This is a genomic window from Rhodococcus cerastii, assembly GCF_033042195.1.
Lineage (GTDB): Bacteria > Actinomycetota > Actinomycetes > Mycobacteriales > Mycobacteriaceae > Rhodococcoides.
In genome coordinates, this window is record NZ_JAWLKF010000002.1 from 136,874 (window position 1) to 155,548 (window position 18,675).

Below are 18,675 nucleotides of genomic sequence, written 5' to 3' on the forward strand. Positions count from 1 at the left end.
GTCACCCCGAATCTCGTCCGCAAGTAGAAGGAGACGCTCTATGCACCGCACCGAGCTCGGTGGAGCGATCCACCGTGTAGGCCTCGTTCATGCCGATCCGCACCTCGCCGGCCCCGCCGATCGAACCGCGGGGGCGAGCCGTCGATGACCTCGCACAACGATTTTTCCGACGGCACCTACGACATCGTCGGGGTCGGCTTCGGGCCCTCGAATCTGGGCCTGGCCATCGCGATCGAAGAGCACAATCGAATGTGCTCGCCGGCAGAGCGATTGACGGCCTGCTTCGTCGAATCCAAGGATGAATTCGCTTGGCACCCCGGCATGCTGTTGCCAGGGACGTCCATGCAGATCTCGTTCCTCAAAGACCTGGCGACCCAACGCAATGCCAGCAGTGAGTACAGCTTTCTGGCGTATCTGTCGGAACGGGGTCGGCTCAATCACTTCATCAACCTGCAGACGTTCTTCCCGAGCCGGCTCGAGTTCCACGACTACCTGGCTTGGGCCGCAGGCAAAGTCGACGCGACCGTGCACTACGGCACCCGAGCGTTGGACGTCGTCGACACCGGCGACGGCTACGGCGTCCGCACCGAGGGGCGGCGAACCGGGACCGTGCGAGGACGCAACATCGTGCTCGCCGGAGGACTGACCGCCACCCTGCCCGACGGGGTCACGGCGTCGGCGCGACAGTTCCACAACCACGATCTTCTCGGCGAGCTCGATCGGTTGCCGTCGCGGACGCATCGCACCTTCGCCGTCGTCGGTGCCGGGCAGAGTGCCGCCGAGGTGGTGGACTACCTGCACTCGACGTACAGCGACGCGTCGGTGCACGCGGTGTTGCGCAAGTACGGATACAGCCCGGCCGACGACAGCCCCTACGCCAATCGCATCTTCGATCCGACGGCCGTCGACGACTTCTATTCGTCGTCGCACACACTGCGCGAGCAACTACTGCACTATCACCGCGGCACCAACTACTCCGCCGTCGACCTGCCGTTGATCGAGGAGTTGTACGCACGCGAGTACTCCGAGCGAGTCAGCGGGAAGCGCCGGTTGTTCGTGCACGGAGCATCCCGGTTGATCCGAGCCACCGAGGAGCCGTCGGGCGTTCGTGTGTCCGTCGAGCACGGCCCGACGGGGCTGACCGAGGACATACTGTGCGACGCTGTCGTCTATGCCACAGGCTTCACGTCCCTCGACCTACCCGAAATCCTCGGTCCGCTGTTCGACGACGTCGAATACGACTCCCGTGGGCCTCGCGTGACGCGTGACTACCGACTCGTGACGCGTGAACCGAGTGCGGGTTCGATCTATCTGCAGGGCGGCACCGAGCACACGCATGGTCTGACCTCGTCGTTGCTGTCCAACATCGCTGTTCGCAGCGGTGAGATCGTGAAGTCCGCTGTGGGCGCGAGGGTGCGATCGGTGGTGTGAATCGGGTGAGGACGAGCGTGGGCGACGAGCCGGAACAGCGAGGCGTTCCGGCCGAAGTCGGTGGTCTCGCTCGCACCGATGCCCGTCGGGCCGCGGGGTTGTTCTTCGTCACCGGTGTGCTGGCGGCGCTGTGCCTGGTGAGCATCTCGGTGGGAACCGAGTACATCCCGATCGGCGAGGTGTGGCACGGTCTGTTCTTCGCCGATGGATCCACCGAATCGGTGATCGTTCGTGAACTGCGGCTTCCGCGTACCGTTCTGGGGTTGCTCGTGGGAGTCGCTCTCGGGGTGGCTGGTGCGCTGATTCAGGCTATGACGCGAAATCCGCTGGCCGACCCGGGAATTCTCGGTGTCAACGCCGGGGCGGCGTTCTTCGTTGCGATCGCCGTCGGCGTGCTCGGTGTCACCGGCATCGGGTCCTACATCTGGTTCGCGTTCGCCGGCGCGGTGGTCGCCACGATCGCGGTGTACGCGCTGGGGGCGCTGGGGCGAGCGGGAGCCACTCCGATTCGGTTGACGCTGTCCGGAATTGCGCTCGGAGCTGTACTGGGCGGCATCACCTCGGGCATGCTGCTGCTCGATCCCGATGCGTTCGACAGGATGAGGTTCTGGGGAGCCGGGTCGTTGGCCGGTCGAGGTATGGACATCGCGTCCGAAGTCGCCCCGTTCATCGCGCTCGGAGTGTTCCTGTCCGCCCTGATCGCTCGTCCTCTCAATGCGATCGCGCTCGGCGACGATCTGGCACAGTCGTTGGGGGCGAACGTGATTCGTACGCGAATCATCGGCGTCGTCGCAGTCACCCTGCTCGCCGGTGCCGCGACGGCCGCGGCCGGGCCCATCGGATTCGTCGGACTGATGATTCCGCACATGGTGCGGTGGTTCGTCGGACCGGACCAACGATGGATTCTGGTCTACACGGTGGTCGCGGCACCGGGTTTGCTGTTGCTCTCGGATGTGGTCGGACGCGTCGTGCTCAGGCCGGGGGAATTGCAGGTCGGCATCGTGACCGCGTTCGTCGGCGCACCGGTGCTGATCCTGCTGGTTCGCCGGAAGAAGGCGAGCGGACTGTGACCCGTGAACAACGCGGCGGCGGCATCGATTTCGGCCGAACGCTGCGGGTCGTGCGAGTGCGGGATCGAGTGGACGGCCGCATCGACGTTCGAACGGTCGGCGTCTGCGCGGCCTTGCTGCTCGTGACGGTGGTGGTCTCCGTCGTCGCGGTCGGTACCGGCGACTTCTACATTCCGCCGAACGAGGTGCTCGCCGCGGTGTTCGGCGACGCGCCACGCCTCACCGAGATCGTGGTGATGGAGTGGCGGTTTCCCCGAGTGGCGCTGGCTTTCCTGTTCGGGTCCGCCCTCGGCGTATCGGGTGCGGTCTTTCAATCCTTGACGCGAAATCCGTTGGGCAGCCCGGACATCATCGGATTCGCCACCGGTTCCTACACCGGCGCACTTGTCGTCATCCTTGCTCTCGGTGGTGGCTACTACCGGACCGGAGCGGGCGCGCTCGTCGGCGGACTCGCGACGGCTGCGGTGGTCTACCTGCTCGCGTACCGGCGCGGGGTGCAGGGCTTTCGGCTGATCATCGTCGGGATCGCCGTCAGCGCCGTCCTGGCCTCGGTCAACACCTGGCTCGTGATCAGGGCCGACCTGGACGACGCGATCGCGGCCGCAGTCTGGGGTGCGGGCACCCTCAACGGGCTGGGGTGGTCGCAGGTGGGACCGGTACTGGCAGTGTCGATCGTCATCGCGTCGTGCCTGGCGGTGCTCTCGCGTCGGCTGCCGATGTTGGAGATGGGGGACGATGCGGCGAGGGCGCTCGGTGTGCGCGCCGAGCCGACCCGTCTGATGCTGGTGTTCCTCGGAGTTGCGCTGATCGCGATGGTCACCGCGGCCGCGGGGCCCATCTCGTTCATCGCGCTCGCCGCTCCGCAGTTGGCGCGCCGCCTCACCGGCACCTCGTCAGTGGCGATGGTGCCCGCCGCGTGCATGGGAGCGCTGCTGCTGGTCGTCAGCGACGTTGTCGCACAGCGCGTCTTCGCTCCCACGCAGCTCCCGGTGGGTGTGGTGACCGTATCGGTCGGCGGCGCATACTTCGTGTGGTTGCTGGCGCGGGAAGGCAGGAAGCAGTGACGAAGCCTCGGTTGCACGCCGACGACATCACGGTCGGATACGACAAGAGCGTGGTCAGCGAGAACCTGACCGTCGAGATTCCCGACGGCAAGTTCACCGTCATCGTCGGACCGAACGCCTGCGGTAAATCGACTCTGCTGCGGGCACTCTCGCGGCTGCTGAAGCCCTCTCGTGGAACCGTTCTGCTGGACGGGAAGGCGATTTCGACGTATCCGGCGAAGGAAGTTGCCCGACGCCTCGGCCTGCTTCCGCAGACCTCCATCGCACCCGACGGCATTTCGGTGGCCGATCTGGTTGCGCGGGGCCGCTATCCGCATCAGAAGCTGATCCGGCAGTGGTCGACGACCGACGAGGCCGCGGTGATCGAGGCCATGAACTCGACCGGAGTGACGTCACTGTCCGCTCGTCCGGTGGACGAACTGTCCGGCGGTCAGCAGCAACGCGTCTGGGTGGCAATGGTTCTCGCGCAGCAGACGCCGCTGCTGTTGTTGGACGAGCCGACGACCTTCCTCGACATCGCCCACCAGATCGAGCTTCTCGACCTGTTGGCCACTCTGAACCGCGAGAACGGTCGCACTCTGGTCGCAGTGCTGCACGACCTCAATCACGCCTGCCGGTACGCCGACCACATCATCGCGATGAAGGACGGCGCAGTGGTCACCGAGGGTGCGCCCGCCGACGTCGTCACCGCCGAGCTGGTGGAGGCGGTCTTCGGGCTGCCGTGCCGCATCATCGACGACCCGGAATCGCACACACCGTTGGTGATTCCCAAGGCGGGCGGTCGCAGGCTAGGCAAGGCTTAGTTTAGAATCGAGGAGGAATGGCTGCCGAGTCGGCCTGCGGGTTCTCTCGAGAGCCACGTCGAGATATGTATCGAGGGCGAAGATGAACGAACAACCGCGTGGTTACTACTACGCCGACGTCGTTGCAGTGGAACGACTCACGGTGCACATGGTGCGCGTGACGTTCGGCGGCGAGCACGTCGCCGGTTACCGCACGCTCGATGTGCCCGACGAATGCGTCGGAGTCTATTTCCCCAGGGCAGGCGAGGCGATCCCGCCGCCGATGACCGAGGTCGACGGGTTCTGGTGGTTCCACGGTCTCGACGACGCTCCCGAAGGGCGCAACTACACCATCCGCCGTCTCGATCAGGAGCGCGGTGAGCTGACCATCGACTTCTTCGCCCACGAGGGCGGTGTCGCATCCACCTGGGCGCAGCAGGCCGTCCCGGGGCAGACGGTGCTGTTCACCCGGCCGCGCTCCTGGTATTCACCGCCCGCCGACGTCGAATGGCTGCTGCTGGTCGCGGACATGACCGGGCTGCCCGCACTCGGCCGACTCGTCGAGCAGTTGCCCGCCGGAATGCGTGCGCACGCGATCGTCGAGGTTCTCGAACGCGGCGACATCCAATCCTTCGAAACCCAGGCCGACGTCACGTTCGACTGGCGCATCGGATCCGGAAACGGCGACAGCGCAAGCGTTCTCGACGACGCGGCGTTGGCGTACCCGCTGCCCGAGGGACGCGGTTACGTGTGGTTCGCCGGCGAGGCGTCGTCCTCGCGTCGGGTGCGCAAGTACTTCCGCAAGGACTTGGGCTACGACATCGCGTATTTCGACATCATCGGGTACTGGCGCGCCGACTCCGAGAAGTGGCTCGAGAAATACAAGCAGTACCAGGAGGAGGCGCTCGCGGTGTACAACGGCGTCATCGAGTCCGGCCGCTCCGAACAGGAAGCCAGCGAGGCATTCGATGCGCTGCTCGAGCGGGTGGGGCTCTAACCTGCGTTGTCGAACTCGTAGTCCGGCAGCTCGAGTGTCGCCGCGTCGGGACCGAGGAACTTGCTGCTCACGGCCTGTACCGGCTTCGATCCGGCCAGCCGCAGTGCGGTGCGGAATGCGGCGACTCCCACCGACGTCTTCGGATGAGCGACGCGAGGCACGCCGGGCGGTAGCTTCTGCGCCTGATCGACGAACGGACGCATACGCGCCTCGAAGGCCTCGAACCCGGCGCGATGATCACTCGCCCGCGCTAGCTCGCCGGCGAGAACGTACGCGCCGGTGACCGACAACGTGGTGCCCATGCCGCTCAACGGCGTTGCGCACCAGGCGGCATCGCCGAGCATGCCGATTCTGCCGTCGGACCAGCGCGGGGCCTTCACCTGCGCCAGATAGTCGACGTACAGCTCCGAGTCCGGTCCCAGTGAGTCCAGGATTCGGGGCACTTCCCAACCGACGTCGGCGAACGTCGAACGTAGAGCGGTGATCACGCGTTCGGTGGACGCGCCCTCGTAGCCGCTGTCTGCGGACACCCAGGACAGGCTGAATCGCGTCGTGCCGAGGTTGTCCGGTCGTAGATTGGCCACTCGGGATCCGGGGGCGTTGTACCAGCGCCACCAGCCGTCGTCGCTCGGTCCCTTCGGCAGTACGCCGTAGGCGGTGTACAGGCCGACCGGGGTGGTCTCGGCCTCGCCGGCGAACACCAGTTCTCTGCTGCTGGAACGTATTCCATCGGCGAAGAGAACGAGGTCGAACCTGTCCGCTGTGCCCGTTGCGAAGGTGACATCGACGCCGGCGGCATCCTGAGTCACCCCGACGACGCGATCGCCGTAGCGATACTCGGTCCGAGGGCCGGCGGATTCGACCAGAATCCGCGCGAACTCGCCGCGCAGAATTTCCAACTCCGCCGTCGGGCCGTCGTGGGATCCGTCGCCGGCCGGGAAGGCTGCGATGGTGGCGTCGGCGTGGTCGACGAATCGGGTGCCCTTCTCGGTGGTGCCGTTCGCGAGGAGGGTCGCGTCCAGACCCATGCGTCGCAGCACCTCGCGGCCGGAGCCGCGGACGTCGATGTTCTGGCCGCCCAGTCGCAGGTGCGGTGAGCGTTCGAGGACGGTGACCTCGAAGCCGGCTCGGTCCAGCCAGAACGCCACGGTGGGGCCGGCGATGCTGGCGCCGGTGACGAGTACACGAGAGGTCATGGAGTGGGAGTGCCCGGGCCTGTGACCGTTCAATCCCGGAGGGAAAGTAGCTGAGCCTCACCTTTGTGGTGTACTTTCATCAAATTGTCCGAATGACCCGTTTTCGTCAGGAGAACCGTGTTCACCGTTCGCCGTCTGGCGCTGCTCTCGTTCAGCGCAACCCTCGCCCTCGGTCTCGTCGCATGCAGCTCGGAAGGCTCCTCCGACGAAGGCACGTCCACCTCCGAGTCCGCCACCGCAGAGTCCTCACTCGTGGTGTACTCCGGCCGCGGCGAAGAGCTCGTCGACCCACTGATCGAGCGCATCGGTGGCGGTATCGAGGTCGACTACTCGGGTAACACCAACGCCCAGGCCGCCAAGATCCTCGAGGAAGGCGACGCCACCCCGGCCGACGTCTTCTACGGTCAGGACGCAGGCGCACTCGGTGCCCTCGACGAGGCCGGTGCTCTCGCGCCGCTGCCCGAGGACATCCTCTCCCTCGTTCCCGAGCAGTACCGCGGTGCCGACGGCACGTGGGTCGCCACCTCGGCGCGAGCCCGCGTGCTGGCCTACAACTCCGATTCGGTGCAGGCCGCAGACCTGCCCACCGGTATCGACGGACTGCTCGACCCGCGCTGGCGCGGACAGATCGGCTACGCACCGACCAACGCGTCGTTCCAGGCCTTCGTCACCGCCCTGCGCGTGCAGCGCGGCGAGGACGGTGCTCGCACCTGGCTCGAAGGATTCGTCGCCAACGAGCCCGTCGCCTTCGAGGGCAACGGCCCGCTGCTGACCGCCGTCAACGACGGACAGGTGGCCACCGGCCTGCTCAACCACTACTACTGGTACCCCTTCAAGGAAGAGAACGGCGACGACGCCCCGGTCGAACTGCACTACTTCGAGCCCGGTGACCCCGGTGCGCTGATCAACGTCGCCGGTGCCGGTGTGCTGGCCGCCTCGGACAACCAGGAAGCGGCATTCGATTTCGTGCGCGAGTTGCTGTCGACCGAGTCGCAGACGTACTTCGCGAACGAGACCGCCGAATACCCCGTCATCGACGGAGTCACCTCCGACTACGACCTGCCGCCGCTGTCCGAGCTGGGCTCGACCGATCTCGATCTCGGTCAGCTCTCGTCCCTCGAGGCCACGCAGACACTCCTCACCGACGTCGGAATCATCTAGTCGGGTGCTCGCGTCTGCACTTCAGCCGCTTCGGCGGCGCCACTTCGGCGGTCGTCCCGTTCTCGGGACGACCGCGTTGTGCGTGGGAGCGCTGACGCTGACACCCCTGCTGTACCTGTTCGTTCGAGCGTTCGACGGCGGAACCGAGAAGGTTCTGCGACTGCTCCTGCGGCAGCGCACACTCGACCTCGCCATCCGTACGGCAACACTGACGATCACCGTGCTCCTCGCGTCGGTCGTGGTCGGGACGCTGCTGGCATGGCTGACCGTCCGTACCGATCTACCGGGACGACGCTTCTTCGCCATGGTCCTCGCAGCTCCACTCGCCATCCCGTCCTACGTCTCGGGGTACCTGTGGATCGCCGAATTCCCCTCGCTGGCGGGCTTTTCCGGTGCAGCTCTCGTGCTCACGTTGTCCTGCTTCCCGCTGGTGATGCTGCCGGTGTCCGCGGCGTTCGCCACCGCGGACCCCTCGTTGGCCGAGGTCTCGCGAACCCTCGGTCGAGGCGCAGTGCGCACGGCGTTGACCGTCGAGTGCCGTCGCGTCGTTCCGGCCGCGGCGGCGGGCGCACTGCTGGTCGCGCTGTACACCATCAGTGACTTCGGGGCGGTGGCTCTGATGCGATACGACGCCTTCACGCTCGGCATCTACAGTGCCTACCGCGGGGGACTCGATCGCACCGCGGCCGCCGTGCTCGGGTTGGTGCTCGTGGTGGGCGCGTTGGTGCTCACCCTCCTCGAACGGCGTGCCCGACGCGGTGCCACGGCGAGGGTGGGATCGGGAACCGACCGGATGGCCGAGCCTGTCGTTCTGGGCCGGTGGCGCGTGCCCGCTCTGGCCGTAGTCGTTGCTGCCCTCGGTGTTTCGGTGCTGGTACCGATTCTTGCCTTGGCACGGTGGTTGAGTCGATCGCTGCGCTTCACCGTCGACTGGGTGGACGTGTTGGCCGTGACAGCCAAGACCGTCCAGTACTCCGCGACCGCCGCCGTGGTGGTGGCCGTGCTCGCGTTGCCGGTCGCACTGTTCGCGGCCCGATCCACGTCGAGGGCCGCTCGCGGTGCCGAGTTGTCGACCTACATCGCGCACGGACTACCGGGTATCACCGTCGGACTCGCCACGGTCTTTCTCGGAATCCGGTTCCTGCCGTCGTTCTACCAGACGGCCGTTCTGCTGGTTCTGGCGTACGTGGTGCTGTTCCTGCCGTTGGCCGTCGGTAGCACAAGAGCAGTCGTCGACGCCACTCCCGTTGTCCTCGAAGATGTTTCACGAACCCTCGGCGCGGGCCGGCTGCGTACCGATCTTCGCGTGACGATTCCGATCGCCTTGCCCGGCATCGCCGCCGGGGCCGCTCTGGTCTTTCTGACCGTCGCCAAGGAACTGCCTGCGACGTTGATGCTGCGCCCTCGGGGAGTCGACACGCTCGCGACCACGCTGTGGTCCACCACCGAGGCGTTCCGATACGGCGAGGCGGCTCCCTACGCCCTGGCCCTGATCCTGATCTCGGTGGTCCCGACGGTCGTTCTGACACGAGCGTTGGGACGCACGACGCGGAAGCGAGTAGCACTGCCATGAGCATGGTGATTTCCGGTCTCGTCGCCTCGTACGGCAGTACGGAGGTGCTGCACGGTATCGATCTCGACCTCGGCGACGGCGAAATGCTTGCCGTCCTCGGCCCTTCCGGCTGCGGCAAGACGACCCTGTTGCGATTGATCGCGGGACTGCACCGCATCGACGCGGGCCGGATCACCTCCGACGGACGGGACATCTCGGTGGCGGGGCAGATTCAGGTGCCACCGGAGAAGCGGGGCATAGGCCTGATGCCACAGGAAGGTGGACTGTTTCCACACCTGACGGTACGAAGGAACATCGAATTCGGTTTGCGTGCAGGCTTTCTGCGACCCTACCTGTCCGGTCGCGACGAGCGTGCACGACGCGTCGACGAGATGCTCGAGCTCGTCGGACTGCCAGATTCAGGTGGGGTGAAGCCCAGCGAACTCTCGGGCGGTCAGCAGCAGCGTATCGCATTGGCGCGTGCGCTGGCACCGGCTCCGTCGGTGGTGTTGATGGACGAGCCGTTCGCCGCGCTCGACGCGGGGCTGCGTACCTCCATTCGACAGGACGTACGAGAGTTGTTGCAGTCCAGCAAGACCGCGTCGATCCTCGTCACCCACGACCGGGCCGAGGCGCTCGGAACAGCCGATCGGGTGGCCGTGCTGCTGGGTGGTCGCTGCGCCCAGATCGACACACCGCGGGAGGTGTACGAGCGGCCCGCCACACCCGCCGTCGCGCGGTTCGTCGGCGACGCCTACTTCGTCGACGCCGAAGCGCGGAGTGGCCACGTCGACACCGTCCTCGGCCGTCTCGAGTCCACCACCCGAGCAACGGGAAACGGGCAGGCGTTGCTCAGGCCCGAGCAATTGGTGGTCTCGGAACGCAAGGACGGCGCATTCGTCGTCGAACACGAGTTCTTCACCGGCCCCGAATCCTCGGTCACTCTGCGGCACTACGACACCGGGCTGCGGCTTCGCGCCATCGCCCGAACCGCCGACCGATTCGCTCCCGGTACCGCCGTCGAGGTTTCCGTGACGTCTCCGGTGCACTGGTTTCCGCGTCAGGTGAGTTGAGGGCTATCGCGTCGGTTCCTTCGCACGTTTGGGCATGAACAGTGCCGCGACGGCCATCACCGCTGCCGCCGCCAGGACACCCAGAAAGACCGGATGGATGGCGTCGGACAATTGTTCGGGGCTCGGGTCGTCGGAGATGCGTGAGTTGACGATGGCACCGAAGATTGCGACCCCGACTGCGCTGCCGATGGAGCGGGCGAACATGTTGGTCGAGGTGGCGACGCCGCGCTCGGACCATTCGACGCTCGACTGGGCTGCTATGAGGGTGGGGCTGGCGATCAGGCCCATACCGAGGCCGATGACGAAGCACACCGCACCCACCTGCCACACCTGTGAACCGGCACCGAGACCGGTGGCGAATGCCGCTCCGACGACCGCGATGGAGGCACCGATCAGCGCTGTGGTGCGGAAACCGAACCGGAGGTACACCCGCCCGGAGAGGGATGCCGCGATGGGCCAGCCGAGAGTGAGGGTCGACAGCGCGAAGCCTGCGACGATCGCGCCGGTGCCGAGCACGCCCTGCACGAACGTCGGAACGTAGGACGTCAGGCCGAGGATCAATGCACCGACGAGCAGCGAGATGAAACTGCTGACCACCAGGACACGACGGGTGAACACCCACAGCGGCAGGATCGGCTCCTCGACTCTGGTCTGAACCACTGCGAAAGCGGTGAGCAAGGAGACTCCGGCGGCGAAGATGGCGATGCTGACGGGGGAGTTCCACGCCCAGGACTGGCCGCCCTCGAGCAGTCCCAGTAGCACCAGGGCTGCGCCCACCGTCAGCAGCACGGCACCGAGGTAGTCGATCTTGGGCTTGGTGCGTTCCACGGCTCCCTCGTCGAACTTGCGCCACAGCATTCCCGCGGCCAGCGCGCACAACGGAATGTTGACGAAGAAGATCCAGCGCCACGACAGATATTCGGAGAAAATTCCGCCGAGCGCGGGCCCGAGCACCGAGGACATGGCCCATACGCTGGCCAGGTAGCCCTGCACCTTGGCGCGCTCGGCCAGCGTGTAGATATCGCCGGCGATGGTGATGCCCATGGGCTGCACGGCGCCCGCGCCGAGACCCTGAACTGCTCGGAAGGCGATCAGGGCGGGCATGCTCCAGGCCAGGCCGCAGAGTATCGAGCCGAGCAGAAACACCGCGATGCCGAACAGCATGATCTTCTTGCGGCCGAACAGGTCGGCCAGTTTTCCGTACAGCGGCACCGATACTGCCTGTGCCAGAAGATAGATGGAGAACAGCCACGGAAACTGCGTGAAGCCGCCCAGGTCGTCGACGATGGACAGCACCGCCGTGGCGATGATGGTCGCGTCCAGGGCTACCAGCGACGTGCTGAGCATCAACGCAATCAGTATCGGCCCGCGTTCGGAGCGGAATCCGACTTCCGATGTCGTGTTGTTCGTTGCCACGGCTACCAGTCTGATGCCTGCCGACACCCCCGCCGCCACCGGCCCAGATAGTGTTGAACACCGTGCGACCATCACTGAGTAGCTACGAGCATCTGGCCGGCGGCAAGGTCCGCGATCTGTACACGATCGACGACGCGCATCTGTTGCTCGTCGCGAGCGACCGAATCTCGGCCTACGACCACATCCTCGACACCCCGATCCCGGACAAGGGACGCGTGTTGACGGCGATGAGCGTGTTCTTCTTCGAGGAGCTCGGCGGCGTCAACCATCTGGCAGGCGATCCGCTCGACGAACGCATCCCCGCCGAATTGGTCGGCCGCGCCCTGGTGGTGAAGAAGCTGAACATGGTTCCGATCGAATGCGTCGCGCGCGGGTACCTCACCGGTTCCGGGCTGGCGGATTACAACGCGACGGGAAAGGTGTGCGGCGTCGAACTTCCGCCGGGGCTCGTGGAATCCAGCAAGCTCAGCGAGGCGATCTTCACCCCCGCGTCCAAAGCGGAACTGGGCGACCACGACGAGAACATCACCTTCGACCAGGCCGTCGAGCAGGTCGGTGCCGAACTTGCGTTCAAGTTGCGTGAAGACACCATCGAGATCTACACGCGGGCAGCCAATTTCGCTCTGGAACGCGGAATCATCCTTGCGGACACGAAGTTCGAGTTCGGTACCGACGCCGACGGCAACCTCGTCCTCGCCGACGAGGTACTCACGCCCGATTCCTCGCGCTACTGGCCGGCCGATTCGTACGAGGAAGGTCGTGTTCAGCCCAGTTTCGACAAGCAGTTCGTCCGAGACTGGCTGACCGGCGAGTCCGGTTGGGATCGCAACTCCGACACTCCACCGCCACCGTTGCCGGACGACATCGTCGCCGCAACCCGCAGCCGCTACATCGAGGCCTACGAGCGCATCTCGGGCCTGAACTTCGACGATTGGGTCACGCCATGACGATCACCCCACCCATTGCCAAGAAGGTGCCGCTCGAGCGCACCCATCACGGCGACACCTTCATCGACAACTACGAATGGTTGCGCGCCAAGGAAGATCCCGAGGTGATCGCCTACCTCGAAGCCGAGAACGCCTACACCGAGCAGCAGACCGCCGGCCTGGAATCGTTGCGGGGCAAGATCTTCGACGAGATCAAGTCGCGAACCCAGGAGACCGACCTGTCCGTGCCGACGCGCATGGGGCAGTGGTGGTACTACTCACGCACTGTCGAGGGGAAGTCGTACGGTCTCCAATGCCGTTGCCCCGTCGACTCTCCCGACGACTGGACCCCGCCCACGCTGTCGTCCGACGTGGACGTTCCCGGTGAGCAGGTCCTGCTCGACGCGAATGTCGAAGCGGAGGGTCATGACTTCTTCTCCCTCGGCGCGTTCTCGATCAGCCTCGACGGCACGCTGCTGGCGTACTCGACCGATACCGAGGGCGACGAGCGCTACACGCTGCGCTTCAAGAACCTGGAGACCGGCGAGTTGCTCGCCGACACCATCGAGAACGTCGCGCCCGGGGCCACCTGGACTGCCGACGCCACGCATGTGTTCTACCTGACGGTCGACGAATCCTGGCGTCCCGACACCGTCTGGCGACACACCCTCGGCAAGTCCGGGGACGTCAAGGTCTTCCACGAACCCGACGAAAGCTACTGGGTGGGCTTCGGTTCCACCCGCAGCGAGAAGTACCTGATGATCTGGGTCGGCTCGAAGATCACCTCCGAATGCCTCGTGCTGGAGTCCACCGATCCCGAGGGCGAGTTCCGCGTCGTACTGCCCCGCACGGACGGCGTCGAATACAGCATCGAACATGCCGTCGTGGCCGGTGAGGATCGATTCCTCATCACCCACAACGGCTCGGTCAACGGTTGGGGCACCGAGGGGGAGAAGGCCGAGAACTTCCTGCTCGCCGAAGCTCCGGTCTCGGACCCACTCGATCAGCGCATTCTGGTTCCGCATCGAGACGACGTCCGCGTCGAGGACATCGACGCCTTCGCCGGCCACCTGATCTTCACGTACCGTCGAGAAGCCCTGACCCGCATGGCGATCTGGCCGCTGACCGATCAGGGATACGGCGAGTACCGCGAGCTCGAATTCGACGAGGAGCTCTACTCCGTCGGAGCCGGCTCCAACCCGGAGTGGGATCAGCCGCTGCTGCGAATGGTCTACACCTCGTTCATCACCCCCGGCCAGGTCTACGACCTCGACATCGCCAGTGGTGAACTGCTGCTCCGCAAATCGCAGCCGGTTCTGGGCAAGTTCGACGCCGGTGACTACGTTCAGCACCGCGAATGGGCCACCGCGCCGGACGGCACGCAGATTCCGCTGTCGGTCATCGCACGCAAGGACGTGCCCGACGGCCCCGCACCGACGCTGCTCTACGGCTACGGATCGTACGAGGCCTCGATGGACCCGTCGTTCTCGGTGGCGCGGCTCTCGCTGCTCGACCGCGGCATCGTCTTCGTCGTCGCCCACGTACGCGGCGGCGGTGAGATGGGCAGGCACTGGTACGACAACGGCAAGACGCTGAAGAAGAAGAACACCTTCACCGACTTCATCGCTGCCGCACAGCATCTCATCGACACCGGACGCACCTCGCCGAAGCATCTCGTCGCCGACGGCGGCAGCGCGGGCGGATTGCTGATGGGTGCGGTGGCCAACCTCGCGCCGGAGCTGTTCAACGGCATTCTCGCCAACGTTCCGTTCGTCGATCCGCTCACCTCCATCCTCGATCCGTCGCTGCCGCTGACGGTCATCGAATGGGACGAATGGGGAAACCCGTTGGCCAGCAAGGAGGTGTACGACTACATGAAGTCGTACAGCCCCTACGAGAACGTCGAGGCCAAGGACTACCCGTCGATCCTCGCGATCACGTCCATCAACGACACCCGAGTTCTGTACGTCGAGCCCGCGAAATGGGTTGCCGCCCTGCGAGCAACGAAGACGGGTGACTCCGACCTGCTGCTCAAGACCGAAATGAGCGCCGGCCACGGCGGGGTGAGCGGACGATACGAGAAATGGAAAGAAGCGGCCTTCGAGTACGCGTGGATCGTGAGCACCTCCGGCGCACGTGCATAGAATCTCGTAGCCTGCTACGAGTTTCCGCTCACATGCGGCGCCAGCCGCTCTAACGCCACACGTAACGGACCTGAGGTCGCCCGGCTCTGCCGTATTCGGTGTGCCGGGTGACCAGGCCGTCGTCGGCGAGGCGCTCGAGGTACCGCCACGCGGTCACGCGGGAAACTCCGACGACCTTGGCGGCCTCGGATGCGTTGAGTCCGTCAGCGGCTTCTCTGACGCTGGCGGTGATGCCGTCCATGGTTTGTGGAGCAATGCCTTTGGGCGTCGAAACGCGTTCGTCGGCTGTTCGTAGATGTGCCATGGCGCGGTCGATGTCGCGTTGACTCGACGCGTTCTCGCCGGCAGGCAACGCGGCATGGAATTCGCGATAGCGCTCGAGCTTGTCGCGGAACGCGGCGAACGTGAACGGCTTGAGCAGATACAGCACGATGCCGTGTGCCACCGCCGAACGCACCACCGACAGATCCCGCTCGGAGGTGATGGCGATGACGTCGGGACTCGGCCGCAGGCCACCGAGCGCGGCCGCGACGTCGATGCCGCTCGCATCGGGCAGCCCGATGTCGAGCAACACCAGATCGACGGCCTCGGTACTGGCGAAGCGCATGGCCGAAGCGCCGGTGTGCACCACCCCGGCCACCTCGAAGCCCGGGGTGCGCTCGACGTACGTCTTGTGGGCCTCGGCGATCAAGGGTTCGTCGTCGACGATCAGTACCCGGATCACGATGTCGAGCCCGGGATGGTGGCAACCATGACAGATCCGTACGTCACTTCCGACGTCAGAGTGCCCCGATGGCGGTTGATGACCTGGGCCACCAGCGCCAGCCCCAGACCGCGTGAGCCGGACTTGGTCGAGTAGCCGCGCCGCAGAGCAGCTTTCAGCGTCTCGGGCGGCATTCCGGGACCACTGTCGGCAACGCGTACGACGAGTTCGGCGTCGGCGTCACGGACGGTCACTTCGACCCACGGCTGATCGGATTCTTTCGAGGCATCGATGGCATTGTCTATCAGATTGCCTACCAGCGTGACCAATTCGCGGGCCGTCAGCACTCCTTCGTCCTCCATCGCCGTGTCGTCGGTGATGGTGAGCTCCACACCCTGCTCGGCAGCTTGACTGACCTTGCCCAACAGCAGCGCCGCGAGTGCAGGCTCGCCGACGGAGTTCATCAGGCGGTCGATCAGCGTCTGCGAGAGTTCGAGATCGGCGGTGGCGAACTCGACGGCCTCCTGCGGCCGGCCGAGCTCGACCATGGTGATGACGGTGTGCAGCCTGTTCGCCGACTCGTGCGCCTGTGAACGCAGCGACTCCGCAAAACTGCGCACCGAGTCCAATTCACCCATCAACGAACGCAATTCGGTCTGATCGCGGATGGTCAGCACATTGCCCAGGCGTCGGCCCTCCCACATCACCGGATCCTGATTGACGACGAGCACCCGATCCTTCGTCAGATGCAACTCACCGCGCACGAAGCCGGTGTCCATCTGCTGCATCGACTCCGGCAGCGACGCGAGCGAGACCGGGCCCTCCGGCAGATCGAGCAGGCGTCGGGCCTCGTCGTTGACCAACTCCGCCTCGTCGCTGCGGCCGAACACCAACAAGCCTTCACCGATCGAGTGCAGGACGGCATCGTGATGCTCGTACATCGTGCGCAGTTCCGCCGGTGCCATCCCCAGTGTCTGACGCCGGAGCCGGCGGCTGAGTAGCGTCGATCCCGCTGCGGCGACGACGAACGCAGCGAGCACGACCCCGATGATCAGCGGGAGTCCATGGAAGAACTGATCACTGATCTTCTGACGGGTGACGCCGGCGGAAACGAGGCCGACGATCTCACCTTCTGTATCTGTGACCGGGGTGACCGAACGGATCGACGGCCCGAGCGATCCCACGTACGTCTCGGTGAACGTCTCGCCTTGTAGCGCGCGATCGATGTTGCCGCTGAACGGTTTACCGATCAGGTCGACGGTGGTGTGCGTGAACCGCGTGCGATCCGGGGCCATGACGACGATGAAATCGACACCCGTGACCTGGCGGATCTTCTCGGTTTCCGGCTGCAGACGTGACGTCGGGTCGTCGGATTCGATCGCAATGGGCGTCGACGGTTCGTTGGCGATACTGACCGCGATCGCCGTGACTTCGCGTCGGGTCGCGTCGTCGCTGTTGGACCGTTCGTTGAGCACCGTCAGGATCCCGCCGGCGAACACGACGACCCCGATGACGACGAGCTGCAACACCAACACCTGGCCGGCGACGCTCAGCGGACGTTTGGTGGACAACGGATTCCTTTCGCGCAAGAACAGTCGGTGTGAACGAAATGAACGTATAGGTGACTCCTGTCACCTCGTGCAGCAACATCATCTCTCAGCAGGGGTGATGCACCTCACTCCACTCCCCGTAGTCACGAAGTCCGCAGTTCGACTCGCGCTTCATTTGAACCAGAAGGAAGACTCATGACAACCATCGATGCCGAGCGGTTCGACAATCCGCCAGCCGAGCCCAAGAAGAAGCGCGACAAGACTCACTGGCTCTACATCGCCGTGATCATCGCGGTGATCGCCGGCGTCATCGTAGGACTGACCGCCAAGGACTTCGCCGTCGAGCTCGCGGTCCTCGGCACGCTCTTCGTCAGCCTGATCAAGATGATGATCAGCCCGGTCATCTTCTGCACCATCGTCCTCGGTATCGGATCGGTCCGCGCCGCAGCCAGTGTCGGCCGCGTCGGTGGCCTTGCCCTGGCGTACTTCATCACGATGTCGACCATTGCACTCGGTATCGGCATGGTCGTCGGAAACCTCATTCAGCCCGGCGAGGGACTCAACATCGTTCCCGGCGGCGGCGATGAGTACGCCGAAACCGCAGAGGGTGCCGGTGGCACCATGGACTTCATCGCCGGCATCATCCCGGAGAGCCTGCTGTCGTCGCTCACCGCCGGATCCGTACTGCAGACGCTCTTCGTGGCCATCCTCGTCGGCTTCGCGCTGCAGGCCATGGGCAAGCAGGGTGAAGGTATTCTCAAGGGCATCGGCGCAGCGCAGAAGCTTGTCTTCCGCATCCTGACCATGATCCTGTGGCTCGCCCCGATCGGCGCTTTCGGTGCCATCGCCGGTGTCGTCGGCAAGACCGGTTTCGACGCGGTCATCCAGCTCGGCACCTTGATGCTGGCCTTCTACATCACCTGCTTCATCTTCGTCTTCTTCTTCCTCGGCCTCATCCTGCGCTTCGTCTCCGGCTTCTCGATCTTCAAGCTGGTCAAGTACCTGGCTCGTGAGTACCTGCTCATCGTCGCCACCAGCTCCTCCGAGTCGGCACTGCCGCGTCTGATCGCCAAGATGGAGCACGTCTGAGTCGAGCGCACCACCGTCGGCATCGTCGTCCCCACCGGATACTCGTTCAACCTCGACGGCACCGCGATCTACCTGACGATGGCTTCGATCTTCATCGCCGACGCCATGAACATGCCGCTCTCCATCGGCGAGCAGTTCTCGCTGCTGCTGTTCATGATCATCGCCTCGAAGGGTGCGGCCGGAGTCTCCGGAGCCGGCCTGGCCACACTCGCCGGCGGACTGTCGAGCCACCGCCCCGAACTGCTCGACGGAGTCGGCCTCATCGTCGGAATCGACCGCTTCATGTCCGAGGCCCGCGCGCTGACAAACTTCTCGGGTAACGCCGTCGCCACCCTGCTGGTCGGCACCTGGACCAAGACGATCGACAAGGATCGGGTCAACACCGTGCTCGACGGCGGCCTGCCGTTCGACGAGGAGACCATGGTCGACGACCACCTCCCCGAGGACGAGCGACCTGCCGACAAGCAGGTCATCATCGAAAAGCACGCCGCCAAGGCGTGATACCTGCCGGGCGCCGCGCA

The 18,675-nt window shown here is 65.2% G+C and carries 14 protein-coding genes and 1 pseudogene; 11 read left to right on the top strand and 4 right to left on the bottom strand.

From position 1 onward, the window contains the following. The first annotated feature begins 144 nt into the window (after positions 1-144). The 5 genes from R3P93_RS04925 to R3P93_RS04945 all read left to right on the top strand — a co-directional run bounded on the left by R3P93_RS04925 (position 145) and on the right by R3P93_RS04945 (position 5,344). Positions 145-1,431: a lysine N(6)-hydroxylase/L-ornithine N(5)-oxygenase family protein gene (locus tag R3P93_RS04925; RefSeq protein WP_317532518.1), complete on the top strand. Its 1,287-nt coding sequence runs from the start codon at positions 145-147 to the stop codon at positions 1,429-1,431. A gap of 17 nt (positions 1,432-1,448) precedes the next feature. Further along, positions 1,449-2,501, top strand: a complete 1,053-nt coding sequence (locus tag R3P93_RS04930; RefSeq protein WP_256989535.1) for a FecCD family ABC transporter permease — start codon at positions 1,449-1,451, stop codon at positions 2,499-2,501. Beyond that, a complete protein-coding gene (locus tag R3P93_RS04935; RefSeq protein ID WP_317532519.1) occupies positions 2,498-3,565 on the top strand; it encodes a FecCD family ABC transporter permease in 1,068 nt (355 codons plus the stop codon). The genes R3P93_RS04930 and R3P93_RS04935 overlap by 4 nt, the downstream gene beginning before the upstream one ends. Further along, on the top strand, positions 3,562-4,368 hold the full coding sequence (locus tag R3P93_RS04940) for an ABC transporter ATP-binding protein (RefSeq protein ID WP_317532520.1): 807 nt from the start codon (positions 3,562-3,564) through the stop codon (positions 4,366-4,368). The genes R3P93_RS04935 and R3P93_RS04940 overlap by 4 nt, the downstream gene beginning before the upstream one ends. Positions 4,369-4,450: 82 nt before the next feature. After that, positions 4,451-5,344, top strand: a complete 894-nt coding sequence (locus tag R3P93_RS04945; RefSeq protein ID WP_317532521.1) for a siderophore-interacting protein — start codon at positions 4,451-4,453, stop codon at positions 5,342-5,344. Here the strand turns inward: R3P93_RS04945 and R3P93_RS04950 are convergent. Next, positions 5,341-6,540 (bottom strand): FAD-dependent monooxygenase, encoded by a 1,200-nt coding sequence (locus tag R3P93_RS04950; RefSeq protein ID WP_317532522.1) that lies wholly within the window; start codon positions 6,538-6,540, stop codon positions 5,341-5,343. The genes R3P93_RS04945 and R3P93_RS04950 overlap by 4 nt on opposite strands. A 117-nt stretch (positions 6,541-6,657) precedes the next feature. Between R3P93_RS04950 and R3P93_RS04955 the strand changes: the two genes are divergently transcribed. Genes R3P93_RS04955 through R3P93_RS04965 form a run of 3 tightly spaced genes read left to right on the top strand, consistent with a single transcriptional unit; the run spans position 6,658 to position 10,326 of the window. After that, complete coding sequence (locus tag R3P93_RS04955) at positions 6,658-7,701, top strand: iron ABC transporter substrate-binding protein (RefSeq protein WP_094686803.1); 1,044 nt, start codon at positions 6,658-6,660, stop codon at positions 7,699-7,701. A gap of 4 nt (positions 7,702-7,705) precedes the next feature. After that, a complete protein-coding gene (locus R3P93_RS04960) occupies positions 7,706-9,274 on the top strand; it encodes an ABC transporter permease (protein ID WP_317532523.1) in 1,569 nt (522 codons plus the stop codon). Further along, positions 9,271-10,326, top strand: a complete 1,056-nt coding sequence (locus tag R3P93_RS04965) for an ABC transporter ATP-binding protein (protein ID WP_317532524.1) — start codon at positions 9,271-9,273, stop codon at positions 10,324-10,326. Before R3P93_RS04960 ends, R3P93_RS04965 begins: the two co-directional genes overlap by 4 nt. 3 nt (positions 10,327-10,329) lie before the next feature. Here the strand turns inward: R3P93_RS04965 and R3P93_RS04970 are convergent, their stop codons facing one another. Next, positions 10,330-11,742: an MDR family MFS transporter gene (locus R3P93_RS04970; RefSeq protein WP_317532525.1), complete on the bottom strand. Its 1,413-nt coding sequence runs from the start codon at positions 11,740-11,742 to the stop codon at positions 10,330-10,332. 62 nt (positions 11,743-11,804) lie between these two features. Here R3P93_RS04970 and R3P93_RS04975 point away from each other — a divergent pair, with 62 nt between their 5' ends. Together R3P93_RS04975 and R3P93_RS04980 are read left to right on the top strand one after the other, a co-directional pair. Beyond that, positions 11,805-12,689, top strand: a complete 885-nt coding sequence (locus tag R3P93_RS04975; protein WP_317532526.1) for a phosphoribosylaminoimidazolesuccinocarboxamide synthase — start codon at positions 11,805-11,807, stop codon at positions 12,687-12,689. Next, the gene (locus R3P93_RS04980) at positions 12,686-14,812 is read left to right on the top strand and encodes a S9 family peptidase (protein ID WP_094669410.1); all 2,127 of its coding nucleotides are present in this window, start codon (positions 12,686-12,688) and stop codon (positions 14,810-14,812) included. The genes R3P93_RS04975 and R3P93_RS04980 overlap by 4 nt, the downstream gene beginning before the upstream one ends. A 49-nt stretch (positions 14,813-14,861) precedes the next feature. On the opposite strand, the gene R3P93_RS04985 is transcribed toward R3P93_RS04980, so the two are convergent. Next, entirely contained in the window at positions 14,862-15,536 is a 675-nt protein-coding gene (locus R3P93_RS04985) for a response regulator (RefSeq protein ID WP_068049855.1), read from the bottom strand. Then, entirely contained in the window at positions 15,533-17,086 is a 1,554-nt protein-coding gene (locus R3P93_RS04990; RefSeq protein ID WP_317532527.1) for a sensor histidine kinase, read from the bottom strand. The genes R3P93_RS04985 and R3P93_RS04990 overlap by 4 nt, the downstream gene beginning before the upstream one ends. A 174-nt stretch (positions 17,087-17,260) precedes the next feature. Here R3P93_RS04990 and R3P93_RS04995 point away from each other — a divergent pair. Then, positions 17,261-18,655: pseudogene (locus tag R3P93_RS04995) on the top strand (cation:dicarboxylate symporter family transporter). Positions 18,656-18,675 lie beyond the last annotated feature (20 nt).